The 18,434-nt window shown below is 47.9% G+C and carries 17 protein-coding genes and 1 riboswitch; of the genes, 4 read left to right on the forward strand and 13 right to left on the reverse strand.

Translation table 11 applies throughout. The features are described 5' to 3' along the window. Window positions 1-41 precede the first annotated feature (41 nt). Window positions 42-161, reverse strand: a riboswitch (SAM riboswitch). A 322-nt stretch (window positions 162-483) separates the two neighbouring features. Beyond that, a complete protein-coding gene (gene pckA / locus KNO66_RS06410) occupies window positions 484-2,055 on the forward strand; it encodes a phosphoenolpyruvate carboxykinase (ATP) (RefSeq protein ID WP_214741470.1) in 1,572 nt (523 codons plus the stop codon). 14 nt (window positions 2,056-2,069) lie between these two features. Here the strand turns inward: pckA and KNO66_RS06415 are convergent, their stop codons facing one another. From KNO66_RS06415 to KNO66_RS06470, 12 genes are all read right to left on the reverse strand, one after another. After that, window positions 2,070-2,834: an alpha/beta hydrolase family protein gene (locus KNO66_RS06415; protein ID WP_214741472.1), complete on the reverse strand. Its 765-nt coding sequence runs from the start codon at window positions 2,832-2,834 to the stop codon at window positions 2,070-2,072. Beyond that, window positions 2,815-3,288 carry an RNA deprotection pyrophosphohydrolase gene (gene ytkD, locus KNO66_RS06420; protein ID WP_012726795.1) on the reverse strand — a complete coding sequence of 158 codons (474 nt, stop codon included), beginning with the start codon at window positions 3,286-3,288 and terminating at the stop codon, window positions 2,815-2,817. The genes KNO66_RS06415 and ytkD overlap by 20 nt, the downstream gene beginning before the upstream one ends. A 99-nt stretch (window positions 3,289-3,387) precedes the next feature. Continuing rightward, window positions 3,388-4,740 (reverse strand): glucose-6-phosphate isomerase, encoded by a 1,353-nt coding sequence (locus KNO66_RS06425; protein WP_214741474.1) that lies wholly within the window; start codon window positions 4,738-4,740, stop codon window positions 3,388-3,390. 106 nt (window positions 4,741-4,846) lie between these two features. Beyond that, a complete protein-coding gene (locus tag KNO66_RS06430) occupies window positions 4,847-6,010 on the reverse strand; it encodes an iron-containing alcohol dehydrogenase (RefSeq protein ID WP_214741476.1) in 1,164 nt (387 codons plus the stop codon). Window positions 6,011-6,084: 74 nt separating this feature from the next. Continuing rightward, window positions 6,085-7,077, reverse strand: coding sequence for a Gfo/Idh/MocA family protein (locus KNO66_RS06435; protein WP_214741478.1), 993 nt, complete (start codon window positions 7,075-7,077; stop codon window positions 6,085-6,087). Window positions 7,078-7,177: 100 nt separating this feature from the next. Then, entirely contained in the window at window positions 7,178-7,570 is a 393-nt protein-coding gene (gene yugI, locus KNO66_RS06440; RefSeq protein WP_074033496.1) for a S1 domain-containing post-transcriptional regulator GSP13, read from the reverse strand. 197 nt (window positions 7,571-7,767) lie between these two features. Continuing rightward, on the reverse strand, window positions 7,768-9,012 hold the full coding sequence (locus tag KNO66_RS06445) for a lysine N(6)-hydroxylase/L-ornithine N(5)-oxygenase family protein (RefSeq protein ID WP_214741480.1): 1,245 nt from the start codon (window positions 9,010-9,012) through the stop codon (window positions 7,768-7,770). Between the two features lie 58 nt (window positions 9,013-9,070). Further along, entirely contained in the window at window positions 9,071-10,255 is a 1,185-nt protein-coding gene (locus KNO66_RS06450; RefSeq protein WP_214741482.1) for an aminotransferase, read from the reverse strand. Next, window positions 10,252-10,746, reverse strand: a complete 495-nt coding sequence (locus KNO66_RS06455; protein WP_214741484.1) for an Lrp/AsnC family transcriptional regulator — start codon at window positions 10,744-10,746, stop codon at window positions 10,252-10,254. Before KNO66_RS06455 ends, KNO66_RS06450 begins: the two co-directional genes overlap by 4 nt. Before the next feature lie 2 nt (window positions 10,747-10,748). After that, complete coding sequence (locus KNO66_RS06460; RefSeq protein ID WP_214741486.1) at window positions 10,749-11,549, reverse strand: glycosyltransferase family 2 protein; 801 nt, start codon at window positions 11,547-11,549, stop codon at window positions 10,749-10,751. Further along, entirely contained in the window at window positions 11,546-11,794 is a 249-nt protein-coding gene (locus tag KNO66_RS06465) for a NifU N-terminal domain-containing protein (protein ID WP_026825527.1), read from the reverse strand. The genes KNO66_RS06460 and KNO66_RS06465 overlap by 4 nt, the downstream gene beginning before the upstream one ends. Before the next feature lie 13 nt (window positions 11,795-11,807). After that, window positions 11,808-12,038 (reverse strand): DUF1871 family protein, encoded by a 231-nt coding sequence (locus KNO66_RS06470; RefSeq protein ID WP_214741488.1) that lies wholly within the window; start codon window positions 12,036-12,038, stop codon window positions 11,808-11,810. Window positions 12,039-12,569: 531 nt separating this feature from the next. Between KNO66_RS06470 and KNO66_RS06475 the strand changes: the two genes are divergently transcribed. From KNO66_RS06475 to KNO66_RS06485, 3 genes are read left to right on the forward strand one after another with little or no spacing between them, the layout of a single operon-like run. Further along, entirely contained in the window at window positions 12,570-14,825 is a 2,256-nt protein-coding gene (locus tag KNO66_RS06475) for a ribonucleoside-diphosphate reductase subunit alpha (RefSeq protein ID WP_483299191.1), read from the forward strand. Between the two features lie 31 nt (window positions 14,826-14,856). Beyond that, a complete protein-coding gene (locus tag KNO66_RS06480) occupies window positions 14,857-15,363 on the forward strand; it encodes a flavodoxin domain-containing protein (protein WP_214741490.1) in 507 nt (168 codons plus the stop codon). Further along, window positions 15,320-16,360, forward strand: coding sequence for a ribonucleotide-diphosphate reductase subunit beta (locus KNO66_RS06485; protein ID WP_214741492.1), 1,041 nt, complete (start codon window positions 15,320-15,322; stop codon window positions 16,358-16,360). The genes KNO66_RS06480 and KNO66_RS06485 overlap by 44 nt, the downstream gene beginning before the upstream one ends. Window positions 16,361-16,439: 79 nt before the next feature. Here KNO66_RS06485 and KNO66_RS06490 read toward each other — a convergent pair whose 3' ends face one another. Continuing rightward, window positions 16,440-18,353 (reverse strand): N-acetylmuramoyl-L-alanine amidase, encoded by a 1,914-nt coding sequence (locus KNO66_RS06490; RefSeq protein WP_214741494.1) that lies wholly within the window; start codon window positions 18,351-18,353, stop codon window positions 16,440-16,442. Window positions 18,354-18,434: the final 81 nt, after the last annotated feature.

Here is an 18,434-nt window from a genome sequence, read left to right on the forward strand (position 1 = left end):
GATGACATACATTGGGAAAGGTTGAATCGTTCTTCCTTACCCTCTTATCGTTCGAAGCTAATGGCTTCGCTTCAGGATAGCACCTTTTCCGCACAGGACTTCATGTCGGACGGTTGCTGGGCTTCGTAGGGCCTTGTTCCCTCCACCGCTCAGAATAAGAGTATCCGTTACGAAAACCATCATATAAATGACACTCGGTTATGTCAAGGGAATCGAACAAATTCGTAAAAGTTTTCACAGACTTGCAAAACATTTCTGTTTGTGAATCGTCAAACATTTTTTTATTTCGTTTCTATTTTTTAACACCTTGTGATAAGAGAATGTGATAAACTGTCTGTGTAAGAAAGCGCTTACTTAGAGAGAAGAAACGCTTGTGTTTAATTAGTGTGTCACATATAATTAAAAATGTCATACTGATTAAACGTAATCGCGGAAGTATGCGGATTTCATCCACATCTATTTAGGGGAAAGGTGGGATTCAGGATGGCGACAACGCTCCTGAAAATCGAAGAATTAATTAATGGTGCCGACATGTTACGGAACTTGACGGTTCCAGAATTGGTGGAAGAAGCCATTCAAAACGGTGAAGGGGTACTGACGAAAGACGGGGCATTATCTGTCAGCACAGGTGCTTTTACCGGACGGTCACCGAAAGACAAATTCGTCGTACAAGATGAAGTCAGCAACAACCTCGTCGATTGGGGGAAAGTCAACCAACCAATTGCAGAAGAGAAGTTCACAGCACTTCTTGACAAAGTAGTCGACCATTTAGAAAAGAAAGATAAACTTTACTACTTGGAAGCTTCTGCCGGTGCTGACGAGCACTACAATTTACCGGTTCGTGCCATCACAGAGTATGCATGGCATAGTCTATTTGCGAAACAGCTCTTCTTACGTGATTGGTCTACGAACAGTGCGTTCGACCCGTTCACAGTCATTTATGCACCGAGTTATAAAGCAGATCCAGCGGTCGATGGTACGAACTCTGAGACGTTCATTCTCGTTTCATTCGCCAAGCGCACGATTCTAATCGGGGGAACAGAATACGGTGGCGAAATTAAGAAATCCATTTTCTCTGTCATGAACTTCCTATTGCCGGAACAAAACGTTTTATCCATGCACTGTTCGGCAAACGTCAACGATGCAAACGAGACAGCCCTCTTCTTTGGTTTATCGGGAACCGGGAAGACGACACTCTCTGCCGACCCTGAGCGTCACTTGATTGGAGATGATGAGCACGGATGGTCACCAGACGGGGTCTTTAACATCGAAGGTGGTTGCTACGCGAAGACGATCAACTTGTCGCGTGAGAACGAACCTGAAATTTATGATGCAATCCGATTCGGTTCTCTAATTGAGAACGTCGTTTTGAACGATGACCGTACACCGGACTATAAAAATATTTCCTTAACGGAGAATACCCGTGCGGCATATCCGATTGAGTTCATCGACAACGCGATGCTCCCATCTCGTGCAGGTCATCCAAATACGATCGTCTTCTTGACAGCAGACGCATACGGTGTCTTGCCTCCGATCAGCAAATTGACGAAGGAACAGGCAATGTACCACTTCTTGTCTGGGTATACCTCGAAACTCGCTGGCACGGAGCGCGGGGTCACAGAACCTCAAGCGACGTTCTCGACTTGTTTCGGCTCACCGTTCCTTCCGCTCGCTCCAGAGCGTTATGCGGACATGCTCGGTAAATTGATTGAAGAACATGATGTCGATGTCTATCTTGTCAACACAGGTTGGACAGGCGGTGCCTATGGTGAAGGATCACGTATGAAACTCGCTTACACGCGTGCGATGGTCAATGCCGCAGTCAACGGCCAGCTTCGTGACGTCGAGACGACGAAACATGATATTTTCAATGTCGAGATGCCTGTAGCTATTGAAGGCGTACCAAGCGATGTGCTCAACCCACGCGATACGTGGAGCGACCCAGCTCGCTACGATGTCGAGGCCAAAGCTCTCGCCATGAAGTTCAAAGAAAACTTTAAGCGTTTCACAAAAGCAAACGAATCGGTCATCGCGGCCGGTCCGCTCGTCATCTAATAAAAAGCACCGACTCATCGAGTCGGTGCTTTTGTATTTCGGAGCATCCAATCCATTGCTTGTTCGGTCGTTTCCCATTTGTCCCAAAACGGGAGTTGATGGCCGAACGGGAGTACCCAAAATTCAGCTTGCTCCCCTAACTTCTCTGCGACAGCTGTCGCATGGCGTAAACGAACCTGCTCGTCATCCGTCCCATGAATGATTAGCGTCGGGGCCACCCAATCCTTGTAGAGCGGTGAGCGTTCCGTATATGCCGCTTCTGCCGATTCAGGATCCCCACCTGTCATGCGACGTAACATTTTCCGCATCGATCGTTGTTCTTCATACGTCCACTCAAGATTCGTCACACCGGCCCACGAAGTGACGGTCGTGACCGGTCGTTCAGAAGCGAGGGAAAGGGCCATCATCCCACCACGTGAAAAACCGAGTGCATGAATCGGTCGTCCGCTCGTTTCGATACGATCGTAAAGGGAGAGCACATCTTCCAAGTCTGCACCACCGAAGTCCTCTTTCCCTGTGCCGCCGTGATTGCCCCGGTAGACCGGAGCCACCACGTGAAAACCTCGGGCCGCAAATTGCATGAGGCGTGGTAACCGAACGTCCCCGATTCGTGCCGTTCCTCCTCGTAAGTACATCAACACCTGTCCGTTCGACCGTTTCGGTTCAATCGAATAGGCGACGACCTCTTCCCCATCATTCGTCGTGTACCACCCACGCGTCACTCGGTAACCGGCGTATGGTGGCAACACGTCGATTCGGTCAAACCAACTGTTGCTCATGGAGTACCCTCATCGTCTCTGGTAAGACGCGATCTTTCATCATAAAGCTATAACGCGGATTCCGTAGTAGATTGTCCGGCAAGACATCGATCAGGACGGCCCCATCCGTCTCGTCGACCGCGGGATGATCTTCGAATCGTTCAATCTCCGCAAAATAGATATTTTTGATGACGGTGTCGCCGCGACCGAGCACACGATATTGACCCATGTATCGTAACGTCTTGACGACGCCTCCGGTCTCTTCATATACTTCCCGGATGGCAGCGGCATCCTCATGTTCTCCTGGCTCGACTTTCCCACCTGGGAACTCAAGCCCGCGTTGTTTATGCTTCGTCAATACCCACTTGTCCTTGTAACGGGCGACCACCCAGACGTGGAGCGGTGTGTCTGAGAACGGATAATGGGTGAAGCTTAACTCGACTTGATTATGATAGTAATCCTTGAATGTCTTCATAGTCCATCCCTTTCTTTCCCCTGTCTACTCTCACTTTACCTTGTCTTCACCCAGTTTCAAACAAAAAAATCGGTCCGACTGGCGGACCGATTCGTTTTCTTATTGATTCAAGCGTTTTTCGAGTTCTGCTTTTTGTTCTTCATAGCCCGGTTTACCGAGTAATGCGAACATGTTCGCTTTGTATGCTTCGACGCCTGGCTGGTTGAACGGGTTCACCCCGAGGATGTATCCGCTCATCGCACATGCTTTTTCGAAGAAGTAGAACAAGTAGCCGAGGTGATACGGTGTCATCTCTGGCAATTCGACAACTAAGTTCGGTACGTTTCCGTCCGTGTGCGCAAGAAGCGTTCCTTCTGTCGCCTTATCGTTCACGAATTGAATCGTTTCACCTGCAAGGAAGTTCAAGCCATCCAAGTCTTGCGCGTCTTCTGGGACGTTCATCGAGTGACGGACTTCTTTCACACGGATGACTGTCTCGAACAAGTCGCGACGACCTTCTTGGATGTATTGCCCCATCGAGTGGAGGTCCGTCGAGAAGTCGACAGCCGCAGGGAAGATTCCTTTGTTGTCTTTTCCTTCAGATTCTCCGTAAAGCTGTTTCCACCACTCCGACACGTAGTGAAGGGCTGGCTCGTAGTTGACGAGCATCTCAATCGATTTGCCTTTGGAGTAAAGGGCGTTACGTACGACTGCATACTGATACGCTTCGTTTTCAGCCAATTCTGGTGAGCTGTAGGCGTTTTGTGCATCACGTGCGCCTTCCATCAAAGCATCGATATCGATTCCTGCAGCGGCAATCGGAAGAAGTCCGACTGGTGTGAGGACAGAGAAGCGTCCACCGACATCATCTGGAATCACGAACGTTTCGTATCCTTCTGCGTCCGCGAGCGTCTTGAGGGCGCCACGGGCACGGTCTGTCGTCGCATAGATTCGTTCACGCGCTCCATCTTGACCATACTTGTCTTCCATGAACTGCTTGAGGACACGGAATGCAATCGCAGGTTCTGTCGTCGTTCCTGATTTCGAGATGACGTTAATTGAGACGTCTTTCCCTTCGAGCACTTGAAGCAATTCTCTCATATACGTGGAAGAGATATTATGGCCTGCATAGAATACTTGCGGGGCCTTGCGCTCTTCTTTTGACAATACGTTGAAGAACGAATGTTGAAGCATTTCGATTGCTGCACGGGCTCCGAGGTAAGATCCTCCGATTCCGACGACGACGAGAACATCTGAATTCTCACGGATTCGTTCTGCCGCAGCTTTGATTCGTGCGAACTCATCTTGATCGTATTCGGTCGGAAGGTCGACCCACCCAAGAAAATCACTTCCGGCACCGCTCCGCTCGTGAATCACCGAGTGAAGGGTTTTTACCGTTTCTTGCATTTGGTCGACTTCATGCTTCCCTACGAATGAGAGCGCGTTTGAATAATCGAAACGTACAGTTGACATGTCATTTCCTCCTTTAAATCGCTCCTGAAAGAGCCATACATGACCCATCATAAACGGAAACGTCGGATTCGTTCAATCATTATTGCAAAATAGGCAAGAATTTGCCTTATTTGCTGAGTTCGAGGATATGCGCAACATCTTCGCGTTCGAGCGTACGGAAACGACCGAATGCGCCACGTTTCATCGCAGAATCGAGGATCGCATCGAATGTCGACTCATCGATCTCATAGTCACGAAGCGAGTTCGGTGCGCCAAGTTGGTCGAAGAATGCACGTACAGCTTGAATCGTACGTTTCCCTGTCTCCAAATCGTTCTCGCCAGGCTCGACATCAAATACTTCTGTACCGAGTCGTGCGAAGCGAGCCGCGTTGTCTTCATCTAATACATGCTCCATCCAACGCGGGAAGAGGATTGCGAGACCTCCAGCATGCGGGATATCATGGACAGCGGATACGGCGTGTTCGATGTTGTGCGATGCCCAGTCTCCCGCTGCACCCATTTGAAGGACGCCGTTCAATGCCATCGTACCCGAGAACAAGATGATGGCACGAAGATCGACGTTTTCCAAATCGTTGACGAGTTTCGGTGCCGATTCAACGACCGCTTTCAAGACACCTTCTGTCATACGTTCCTGTACCGGTGCATGGTTCGGGTGGAAGTATTGTTCGAAACAGTGGCTCATCATGTCGACGATTCCGTAGATGGTCTGGTCTTTTGGAACCGAGACCGTATAGCGTGGATCAAGAATCGAGAATGTCGGGAAGACGAGTGGGTGACCCCAACCGAACTTCTCTTGTGTTTCCCAGTTCGTGATGACCGAACCTGAGTTCATTTCTGATCCTGTCGCCGCGAGTGTAAGGACCGTACCAAATGGCACCGCCTCTGTCGGGATATGTTCACGTAGCACGATGTCCCACGCATCCCCTTCATAAGGAATCGCTGCTGAAATCAGTTTCGTGCAGTCAATCACTGAGCCGCCACCGACAGCAAGCAACGCATCGACATTTTCTTCACGTGCAAATTTCACCGCGCGACGTACCGTCTCGATACGTGGGTTCGGCTCAACCCCTGAGAAGTCTACGTATGAGATACCGGCTTTTTCAAGCTCAGCCACGACTTCATCGTACGTCCCGTTCTTTTTGATGCTTCCGCCACCATAGACGAGCATCACTTTCTTCGCGTCGAGCGCTTCCAGTTCACCTGCTAATTTTTCGATCTGATGTGTCCCAAAAATTAGTTTTGTCGGGTTTTTGTATTCAAAGTTGTGCATGATTCATCCTCCTCGTAGAAATATGTAACACCTACACTATATACCCTGTTTTCACGGAATGAAAAGTATCGTGCTTACTGATAGATGCGGTCGATGATGCGATGAAGTATGACCGCCTCCTCTGCTTGCCGATAGTCTGGCGCCTCTCGACAGGCCTCAAGGAAGAGTTGGATTTGGCGTTCGTACGGATCGTGTTCCGTCAAATAAGCAGGACGTTCGTCAAAAAGCGCCCCATATTTCTCCGTGTGAAGCGTGAGCGGAAACAGACTGGCTCCAGCTTTCGTACCGCGACATTCCACACGCATCGTATCCTTTGTTTCAATGTTGGCCATATAACTGACATCGAGTAACAAAGACGCGCCTGTCTCGAACGTGATCATCGCCCTCGCTGTATCTTCGACCGATAAGGATTCATAGTCCCATTCACCCATCAAGCCGACACCTGGTCGATTCCCTAAATATTGACCAACATGACCGACAATCTCTTTTGGCTCAGGATAATCCATCAAGTGTAGCGCGAGATCTAACATATGGACACCGATATCGAGTAGCGCTCCTCCGCCTTGCAGTTCTTTATTCGTGAACACGCCCCATCCCGGAATGCCACGTCGACGAAGGGCAAGTGCCGTCGCCGCATAGATGTCTCCGAGTTCACCCGCATCAATCATTCGCTTCAACAGAATCGTATCCACACGATGTCGGTAATGGAATCCGTAATGCAATGTTTTTCCGGCTCGTTTTGCCGCTTCTAACATTTCAATTGCTTCATCTTCTGATATGCCCGGCGGTTTTTCGCAGAGAACGTGACACCCTGCTTCTAGCGCAAGAAGCACTTGCTCTTTATGTAAGGCGTTCGGTGTACAGATACTGACGGCATCGATCTGTTCGCGCGAAAGCATCTCCTCGACCGTGTCATAGACGTTCGGGATGTTAAACTGCCTGGCGACACGTTCTCCGTTCGCCCGTGTCCGGTTCATGACCGCTACCACATCCATCCCTGCTTTGACATAATTCGGGATGTGGGCACTCGTTGCAATCCCGCCCGTTCCGATGATGCCAATCTTCATCTCATCTCCTCCTATTCGGGTTACAATTTCGTCACACGTCGCATCGATTCCTGTAAAACAAAAAAAGGTGACCCGTTTGGAACGGGTCACCTTGGAACACTTACTTCTTGAAGTTTGTGTTTTTGATCCAGTCTTCAAGTTTGTCTTTGAGGACTGTGAATCCTGGAGCTTCTTCTTGCTTGAAGTTTGAAGATGCTTCGTTGCGGCGTGGCGCACGACGAGCTGGCTTCGCAGACTTCTCGCGTTTTGGAGCTTCTTGAGTCGCTTTCATTGAAAGCTTGATTTTTTTAGAAGCTTCATCCACTTCAAGGATTTTCACTTCAACTTCTTGACCAACTTGAACGTAATCGTTTACGTCTTTTACGTAGTCATGTGAGATTTCTGAAATGTGTACAAGACCTTGAGTCTCGTCATCGAGTGCTACGAAAGCACCGAAGGGTTGAATTCCTGTTACTTTACCTGTTAATACTTGATCTTTTTCGTATTTTGCCATTACAAACAACTCCTATGCTAAATTCATCAACTTACTATAACATACTTTTTTCGATAAAGTGTAGAATTTAGTAAAAAAGATTATTTTTGACGTGTTGGTATGTTTCAAAGTCGAAGCGCGGGGTAAATACAAATCAAGCAAGACTTCAAGTATTCCCCCCTGATTCCGCTAGGCGACTCGCCTAGCCCTTTTTTTGCCTAAAATGTTGTAAACGGCTTTTGATGGCGAATCGGATAGACTGTCTCCCCTACCATTTCATTCAGAATCAAGGCGTTTCGATAGACCGCCATCCCTAGATTCGTCGCAGCCGGTCCATGCGAATGTTCTATATTCGTATGCGTGAACATTTTTCCGGCTAGCGGTTCACTCATGACCACCTCATACGTTTCTCGAACCATCCATTCTCCCTCGGCTTCCCATACAATCGGGAGCTTCTCAATCCACGACGGAACGACCGGACGATACCCTGTCGCGACGACGACGAGGTCATACGCCTTCTCAATGACTTCTCCCGTATATCGTTGCGTCCCCTTTAACCGATGCGTCAACCAATCATAGGAGATCGATTCTACTTCGACCTGAGTCATCATTTCCGCTCGTTTGGGCTCACCTTCTGACGTCCGGTGATAGAGTGCCTCATAAATGGATGTCATCGTCTCTGGATTGACGCCGTGACGGAAACGCTCGAATGACCCGAGCAGCTCTTGCCGAGCGTCATACGATAGCTTGTGAAAATAATCGACATAATCCACACTAAAAATTTCATCCCCGAGCTTGCCTGCTTCGAGTGACTCAAAGTTTTCGGAGCGTGTAAGCCAGTCGACACGTTGTTCATCCGTCGCGTCACGCAATAAATCTAGGAAGACTTCTGCCGCACTTTGTCCGCTCCCGACGACCGCGACACGATATCGGTCTTTGAGGACGTCCCGGTACGTCAAATAATCGCTCGTATGAATGACTTGTTCAAACCCGTCCGGCACGAACGGTGCCGCCCCAGTTCCTAAAACGAGATGCTTTGTATGAACTTGTGTCGATTGACCATCCGATTCGACGGTGACGAGGAAGCCCTCTTCTTCCGCTTGTACGTCAGATACATAATGACCGAAACGAATCGTTGACAGTTGGTTAACAACCCACCGCAAATAACGATTGTATTCCGTTCGAGGAATCTTATCCTGTTCTTGCGTGATAAATGTTTGGAGACGTCCCACATCACGTAAATAGTTCAAAAAACTAAGCGCACTGGTCGGGTCCGCTGGCGTTACGAGATCTTGTAAATAATGCGTTTGCATCGTCATCCCTTCGATCAACATGCCCTCATGCCATATCATCTCCGCACGTTGTTCAAAGCAAATCCCATGCAGTTCAGTCTTCTCCGCAAGAGCCATGAGACCAAGATTATACGGACCACACCCGACTGCAACAAAATCAAATTGATTCATGTTCTTCACCTCGCCCGTCTTTTCCCTTTCGTTATTTCGCTAAAACGCCAAAGAACTCTCACGAATGAGAGTCCTTTATTGCTGTCACTTCAAATTGTTGCATGAAACGTTGAATCCGCCGAATGGCTTCCTGTAATTGTTCGAGCGATGTCGCGTAGCTCGCCCGGACGAACCCTTCCCCACTCTCACCGAAGGCGTTCCCGGGAACGACGGCGACTCGTTCTTCAAGCAAAAGTCGTTCTGCGAATTCTTCGCTCGTTAATCCCGTATGACGAATCGAAGGGAAGGCATAGAATGCGCCACCCGGAACATGGGTTGGGAGTCCCGCCTCATTCAACGCTTGAATGAAGTAGTTTCGACGTTGGCGATAACTTTTCACCATGCCCGGCACATGCTGCTCACGAGTGCGAAGTGCCTCGAGTCCACCGAACTGAACGAGCGTGGGTGCACACATCATACCGTATTGGTGGACCTTCAACATCTCTCTCGTCACAACTTCGGGCGCACATGTGAAGCCAAGGCGCCACCCTGTCATTGCGAACGCTTTTGAGAATCCGTTGACGACAATCGTCCGGTCTCGCATGTCATGGAGCGTTGCGAAGCTGACGAATGGGTCGTCATAGCAAAGTTCCGCATAAATCTCATCGCTGACGACCCAAAGGTCATACTTTGTCGCAAGTTCCGCGATTTGCGCGAGTTCGTCGCCGTTCATCGTGGCACCCGTCGGATTGGACGGGAAGCAGAGCAAGATGGCTTTCGTCCGCTCTGTAATGGCTTTTTCGACGTCTTCCCGATTGAGTCGGAATCCTTTTTCCGGACGACATGCGACCGGCACGACAGTTCCACCTGCCAACTCGATAAGTGGACCGTATGAAACGAATGCCGGTTCGACCACGATGACCTCATCTCCTGGATTGAGAAGGGCGCGGAATGCGATATCGAGCGCTTGCGATGCCCCTGTCGTGACGATCAATTCAGATGTCGGATCGTACTCGACTAAAAAGCGTTCTTTCATATAATTAGCAATTTCTTCTCGTAACTCAATCAGACCGGCGTTGGCACTATACGCCGTGTACCCTTCTTCAAGTGCGGCATAGCTAGCTTCTCGCACGTTCCACGGTGTGATGAAATCCGGTTCTCCCACCCCGAGAGAGACCACATTTTCCATCGTCTGTGCCAAATCGAAGAAACGGCGGATGCCCGATGGCTTCATCGAGACGACTTGATTCGACAAAGACTTCATGGTGTGATGTTCAACCGCTTGTCTTCAGTTTGTGGGGTGAACAAGATTCCGTCATGCTTGTACGTCTTTAATTTGAAGTGTGTCGTCGTCGACAAGACCGAGTCAAGTGGCGACAATTTATCCGACACGAATGACGCGACGTCTTGTAATGAGTTTGCCCGAATGACGACTTGAAGGTCATAGGCGCCAGACATCAAATAGAGAGCCGTCACTTCAGGGAAGCGATAAATACGTTCGGCCACATCATCAAACCCACGTCCACGTTTTGGAGTGACTTTGACGTCAATAAACGCGGTAACGTCATGTCGGTTAATTTTTTGCCAATTCACCATCGCCCGGAAGCCGAGCAGAATACCGTCTTTTTTGAACTTCTCAAGCATCGACTCAATCGTCTCTTCATCGAGTGCCAATAAGTCCGCCAACATCTTCGTATCCAGGTATCCCTTTTCTTCTAACAACTCTAATAATTCAAGCTCTTTTGATGAATACATACTTATTCTCCTTCCGTTCGACCAGGTAGCTCGCCTGTGAACGTTCTCTCTGTCTGTCTTATATAGGAACGTCGTTCTTCCTGAACGATATGGAAATTCTTCATCTCCATGTCTGTCAGACCATGCTTTTGACAAAAATGATCAAAATAACGACGTCTCGTTTCATCCTGCTTCGCCGACAGGTTGTCAGTACCATTAAATGCATAAAGTACCGTTGCACGCGCCGGGTGTGACACGGTAAACGATTCCATCACCCTCAACAAGAAATCCCAATCCCAGTAATTGTAGACCTCTTCGTCAAATAGACCAATCGTGTCATGAATCGATTTGCGATACATGGTACCCGACGGGATGAACGTGGAATCTTGACGCATTCGTTCACGATCAAACGCGTAAGCGAACGGTTCCCAGTCTGTCACGACACGACGCCCTTCTCTCCATTCGAAGCGGAACAGTTCGGCGTCCGAATAAACGAGGTCTGCTTGTTGAAGGTCTCGTAGACCCGCCTCCAGGTGCGTCGGCATAAGCAAATCGTCATCGTCTAGCAATAGGATGATGTCGCCTCTCGCTTCGAGAACGCCACGATTACGCGCCTTGACATGATGATTCTCTCCAACCTCAATCACACGAGCATTTAAACGATTCAAAAAAGGCGCCAAAAGATGTTGTTTTGGCGGCCCTTCATTATTCATGACCAAGACTTCGAACGCTTGAAACGTTTGGACCGTTAAGCTTTCAAGCAGTTCCGTCAGTTCCGTTTCGCGTTTATACGCTGGAATGACAATTGAAACAATCGGTTTCATCCGCGATATGCCGTTTCGACCTGCGGAAGAATGGCTTCCCAACTCACGCCATTTTCTTTTGATACGGTCACGAAGTCTCCGTAGGCGAAGACGCTCTCGACGCCTTCAATCTCAACTAGTTTCGCGAGGAGTGGTTGATCTGTCGCTTCTCCTGCTTTCACACTTTGGCTTTTTGCGCCGAATACGTTTTCTGGGAGTGTGACTTTCATCGCGTTCGGGTTCGGTGTTGGATCGATTCGTAACATAATTGGTTCCTCCTTATAGTTGGCAAGATGACGAGGCGAGGAGTCGCTGCGCCATCTCGATAATCTCTGTTTCTGGTGGACACGCATCGAACGCCTCAAGAAGCGTGCGGCGAATCACCTCGGTCAATTGTTCTGTGGATTCGACATAGGTCAATGCCATCATCACCTCATCGAACTCTGGTCCGTATGAACCTGCCCCATAACCGAGTGGGTCCCATCTTAATAGTAAGTCTTCTGTACGCACTTGTTAAACCCTTCTTTTCGCTAAAATTCCATGTCCTACTTCACCAATCTACCTTACTTTTTAATCGGATACCAGCCTTGACAAATCGATTCGCCTTTCGCGATTCTTTGAAACACTATATCTAGTATCGATCGATTCATGCAGGTATTTGGATGAGCGACGTCAAATACAATACATTCGCACTTACATAGAGATTCAAACACCCACCCTTTGATGATGAAATCGAATTCATTTCTTTGTGAAGAATCACGCAATTGGAATCCAGAATTTTTTTCATCTCATTTCTCTGTCTCAAATTGGGTCATGAAGCCCTTTTTGAGCAAAAGCAAAAAGGCGATGGGCATATTCCAGAATGTCAAGGATTGAAAAACTAAATATAGGTGTTTTATGATTAAAAAGATAAAAATGTGTCAATATATAGTTAACAGCTATTTTGATCGTTGACACATTATTGTGACAGGTTAGGAAGTTCTTAGTATACTTTCATAACATCTACATCTATTAAAGGAGTGATCGATTTTGACATCCCCAATCCATCACGAGACGATGCTACCAGCAGCTCCAACGCTTGCTGATGTCTCTTCTCTTATTCAATCTATCCAAACACGTTATCCTCACTTAAGTGTTGAGCGCTATGAAGAGCGGGCGATTCGGGCGCTCGAAACGAAGACGCTAACACAAGATGTAGTGTATGACTTATTGACGATGCACGCCCTTGACATGTTAAAAGCCGAAGAACCCGACTGGACGTTCGTGGCTACGGAGATGTATTTGAATCGTCTCTACCTCGAGGCAGCACGTAACCGCGGCTATGAGGCATCGATGCGTTACGGTAACTTCTACCAACTTGTCGAGACGTTGACATCAAAACGCATCTTCACGTCAGCGCTCCTCGATACGTATTCAAAAGAAGATATGGACCATCTCGAAACATTGCTCGACCCGTCCCGTGACCGTCTCTTCACATATATCGGACTCCGCACGTTGTCGGACCGCTATCTCGGGCGCGATCATGTGAAGAACCTATATGAGCTTCCACAGGAACGCTTCATGGTCATCGCCATGACGCTCATGCAAAAAGAGAAAGAAGAAACTCGTTTAAAACTCGTCGAAGAAGCCTATTGGGCCTTATCAAACCTCTACATGACGGTCGCGACACCAACGTTGTCGAACGCCGGAAAATCATATGGACAGCTCAGCTCTTGTTTCATTGATACAGTCGATGATTCGCTTCGTGGCATCTATGATTCCAATACAGATGTAGCGACTCTCTCCAAAGGCGGCGGCGGAATCGGTGTCTACCTTGGGAAGATTCGTTCACGTGGAAGTGACATCAAAGGATTCAAAGGCGTCTCAAGTGGGGCCCTTCCTTGGATGAAGCAATTGAACAACACGGCCGTCTCGGTCGACCAACTCGGTATGCGCCAAGGCTCGATTGCTGTCTATTTAGACATTTGGCATAAGGACATCTTCGAGTTCCTCGATGCGAAATTGAACAATGGGGATGAGCGCCTCCGGACACATGACTTGTTCACCGGTGTCTGCTTACCGGACCTCTTCATGCGCACGGTCGAGGAACGCGGCGACTGGCACTTGTTCGACCCACACGAAATTCGCACGGTCATGGGGTATAGCCTCGAAGACTATTTCGATGAGACGGAGAACGGCGGCAGCTTCACTGAAAAATATATGGAGTGTGTCAATACGCCTGAGCTATCACGCGTGACGGTTCCTGCCATCGACCTCGTGAAGCGTTACATGCGCTCACAACTTGAAACAGGTACACCATATATGTTCTTCCGTGACGCCGTGAACCGGGCGAACCCAAATAAACATGCAGGGATGATTTACAGTTCAAATCTCTGTTCAGAAATCGCGCAAAACATGTCGGCCACGACGATCGAAGAAGAGTACACGCAAGATGGGAAAATTGTCATCACGAAAACGCCAGGCGATTTCGTTGTTTGTAACTTGAGCTCAATCGCACTCGCTCGTGCAGTGAAAGCCGATGTTCTCGAACGACTCGTCCCAATTCAAATGCGTATGCTCGACAACGTCATCGACTTGAACACCATTGAAGTGCCACAAGCGATGATCACGAACCAGAAATATCGTGCCGTCGGTCTCGGAACATTCGGTTGGCACCATTTGCTCGCACTCGAAGGAATCCGCTGGGAATCGGTCGATGCCGTCCAATACGCAGAAAAACTTTATGAGAAGATTGCTTACCTCACGATTCAAGCTTCAATGGAACTCGCCAAGGAAAAAGGCGCGTTCGGTGTCTTCGAAGGTTCAGAATGGCATACAGGCGAATACTTCAAGCGCCGAAACTATCGTTCACATGATGACCTCGATTGGGACGGTCTCGCTGAAGCGGTGCATCAAAACGGTGTCCGTAACGCCTATATGATGGCTGTCGCACCAAACTCATCAACAGCGATTATCGCTGGTAGCACTGCATCGATCGATCCGGTCTACAAAAAAGTCTACTCAGAAGAGAAGAAAAACTATAAGATTCCAGTCACGGTGCCGGACTTGACACCGGACACGAACTGGTTCTATAAATCAGCATTTGAAATCGATCAATTATGGAGCATCCGTCAAAACGCGGCTCGCCAACGGCACATCGACCAAGCCATCAGCTTCAACTTATATGTGAAGAACGATGTGAAAGCGACAGAGCTTCTCGCGATGCACTTAGAAGCTTGGTCTCTCGGTATGAAATCGATTTATTACACACGTTCAACGACCGTTGAAGTGGATGAATGCGAATCTTGTGCCTCATAATTAGTCCGTTTTATGAAAGGTGGTTAACGACATGAACATTGCAATCATTTGTCATTCGATGAGCGGAAACACGGAAGAAGTGGCAACGCTCATCGAGTCGACCCACCATCATCGTGGTGACCACGTCGTTCGCTACGATGCCGATCGGGTCGGCTATCGGGAAGCAAAGTCTCTCGCATCGTGTGACCTCGTCTACTTCGGATCATACACGTGGGCGGATGGCATCTTGCCGGATGAAATGAAGGACACGTTCCGTCTCGTGCTAAAAGAATTGAATGTACCAATTCGTCAGGCAGCCGTATTCGGAACGGGTGACAAAATGTTTGTTCATTTCTGTCGCGCGGTCGATGAGATGGCGTATCACCTTTCAAAATACGGAATCCCGCTTGCCGGGGAATTGCTTAAAATCGAGCAGTCCCCACGTAACCAACCGTTCAACGTCCAGCATTGGGCAGAGCGGATGGCTCAACATGTAGAAGAAGGAGTTATGCATCATGTCGATTCAGAAAATCAAATTATTGTCGCCCAAACATCCTAACCGGGCAACCGCCATCATCGGTGGCGAAACCAGTTCAATCGTAAACTGGAACGATATCGCGTATCCTCAGTTCTATACGATTTACAAGCAGTTGCTTTCAAACTTTTGGATCCCAGATGAGATTTCGATGTCTAAGGACATGCAACAATGGCCGCAGTTAACGGAACGCGAACAAGATGCATTCAAACGGATTATCGGACTGCTCTCGATTCTCGACTCTGTCCAGACACGATACATCCTCGAGTCCTCTATGTTCTCATCTGACTCGTCTGTTCATGCCGTACTTGCCGTCATCGCACAACAGGAAGTCGTACACAATCAATCGTATAGTTACGTTTTATCAAGCCTTGTCCCACTCGCAGAACAAAATCGCATCTTTGATATTGCGAAAGACGACGAGATGGTCATGAAACGTAACCAATTCATTCTGGACTTATATGAAGAGTTCCGGGACACGCCAAATGCAGAGAATTTTGCAAAATCACTTGTTGCTTCAGTTATTTTGGAAGGCATCAACTTCTATTCTGGCTTCGCCTATTTCTATAACCTGGCCCGTCACCAAAAAATGGTCGGGACATCAACGATGATCAGTTATATCCAGCGCGACGAGATGCAACATTCTTATTTCATCAGCCAGCTCTTACGTGCCGTACTGACTGAAAATCCAAAGATTGATGCGGACGGACAGTTCAGCCAATTCGTATACGATACGATGGCAGAGGCCGTCGACCTTGAGATTGAGTGGTGTGAATACGTACTTCGCGACCTCGATGGACTCGACGTCAGTGAAATGCGTGACTACGTCAAGTACTTAGCAAACAAACGTTTACGTGTCATCGGTCTGAACGACTTGTATGAAGGATTTGACGAAGATGTCATGCCTTGGATCCGTGCATACTCAGATGACTCGCTCAATGCAACAAAATCTGATTTCTTCGAACAGAAGTCACGCTCTTATGCGAAAGTGACAGACGCGAACGGGTTTGATGATTTATAAAATAGTACCGAACCGATTGAATCGGTTCGGTTTTTTAATGCATCAAAAAACCCAGACATCATTGTCTGGGTCGATTTGATCAATAATAGGTTTGAACGTACTTGGCAATTCCTTCAGCCACACCTTCCGCCATCTGCTGACGAGACGTGTTACTGCGAAGATAAGTCAAGTCTGTCGGTGATGAGATAAACCCTAATTCGACGAGTGCAGATGGCACCGTATTATATGTGATGACATAATAATTCGCCGTTTTCACTCCTCGATTCGACATTCCACTCATCTTACCAGTTAGATTACTTTGGATATTCGAAGCAAGCACACGACTACGGGCACTATGTGCGGACTGCGAAGAGTAATAAGTTTCTAAACCTTTAGCAGCTGAAGAACCTGCCGCATTGACGTGGACGCTGACAAATAAATCGCCACGTAGCGATTTAGCAGCAGCTACTCGCTCATCAAGCGTCAAATATACATCTGTCGAACGTGTGAGTCGCACCGTATAGTTATATTTTGAACGAAGATACGCTTCGACACGTTTTGTCACATCAAGAACGATTGTTTTCTCATACAAGGAACCGTTTGTCGCTCCAGGATCTTTCCCACCATGCCCAGGATCAAGAACGATGACCGTTCCAGTCGAAGTGCTTGGTTTCGATGTCATGACGAATGCAGAAGAAATATAGGCATCTTGTCCGTTGAACTTAATTTTATGGAAGCCATTTACAGTACCATAATGTAATACAGCAGATGCGTGTTTCAGTTGACCGACTACGTTCGAATCAAGACTCGCTTTCGAACGAACGTTTAATACATCTCCAGGCGTGTTGATGTATACCGTACCTTTTGGTGCAGCTTCCGGTTCTGCCGGCGCTTTTCCTTTCGTCAACCACGAACTCGCTGTGTAGTAGACTTTCGAACCGATCTGAACAGTCGACCAACTCGAATTGTACGCTTTGTACGAAACAGCCGTGTATTTTGGAAGAACCATGAGGACTTCCGAACTCTGATGAGTTTTACCAAATAAATTGACGGTACGGTTCGCGTAACCTTGTGTCAATCCATCGTTCGGCTCCGTTGTCGTCGGAGGCTCTGTCGGCGTTTTTGACGTAGAGATCCAAGCCGTCGGTGTGTAATACGTTTCACTTCCAATATAAACAATTGACCAGCTCGAGTTGTATTTGCTTGAGACGACAGCTGTATTCACAGGGAGGACTTTCTTCACCGCTGAACGTTGATTCCGCTCCGCGAAGAGTTTCAACTCCCGGTTTGCATACCCGTCTTTTTTCTCTACACCGGTATCAACCGAACCTGTTGTGATTCCAACAGTCGGTGTAAAGTATGTCTCGTTCCCGATATAAACCATCGACCAACTCGAGTTATATTTACTTGAGAGGATCACCGTATTTTTCGGAAGAACTTTCTGTACTTTCGAACGTTGGTTTCGCTCCGCAAACAACTTCAAATCACGATTTGCATAGCCGTTCACCTTCTCTACATTCGATTCGGTAACTTTTGGTGCGATGTAGGCTTTTGCGGCATAGTACGTCTTCCCGTTCAAGTAGACTTTTGCCCAAGAAGAATTATGAACGGCATACTTCACTTCCGTCCCTTTCTTCAACGTTGTCACAATCTTCGCCGATCGATAGGACGTGACGCGGACATTTAAGTTCGCTGTCGTCACACCAGTAGACGTTGCCGATTGTGTCGTCAATGAACTTGAAGTGGATGAAAGTTTACGAATGTACTGGGCCGAAGCATAATATGTACGATTGTTTACATACACTTTATGCCAGGACTTATTATACGTTCCATATTCTACTTTCGTACCTCGTGGTAATGTTTTTACTACCGTTCCACTTAGACTAGGTTTTGTACGAATGTTCAAATTGACAGTCGTTTCTCCATCGTAAGTAGCAGCTTCAGCAGACGGAAGTTGCATTCCAAACAAGAGGACCGTTAAGATGAGGGCAACTTTCAATAGTTTCATTTTCATCCAAAATATTCCTTTCTCAATGCGGCATTTCCTACTAACAACAATTACATATTAGCATAATGCTTTTTTAAAAAAAGTAAA

Source organism: Exiguobacterium sp. s48 (assembly GCF_018617395.1).
Lineage (GTDB): Bacteria > Bacillota > Bacilli > Exiguobacteriales > Exiguobacteriaceae > Exiguobacterium.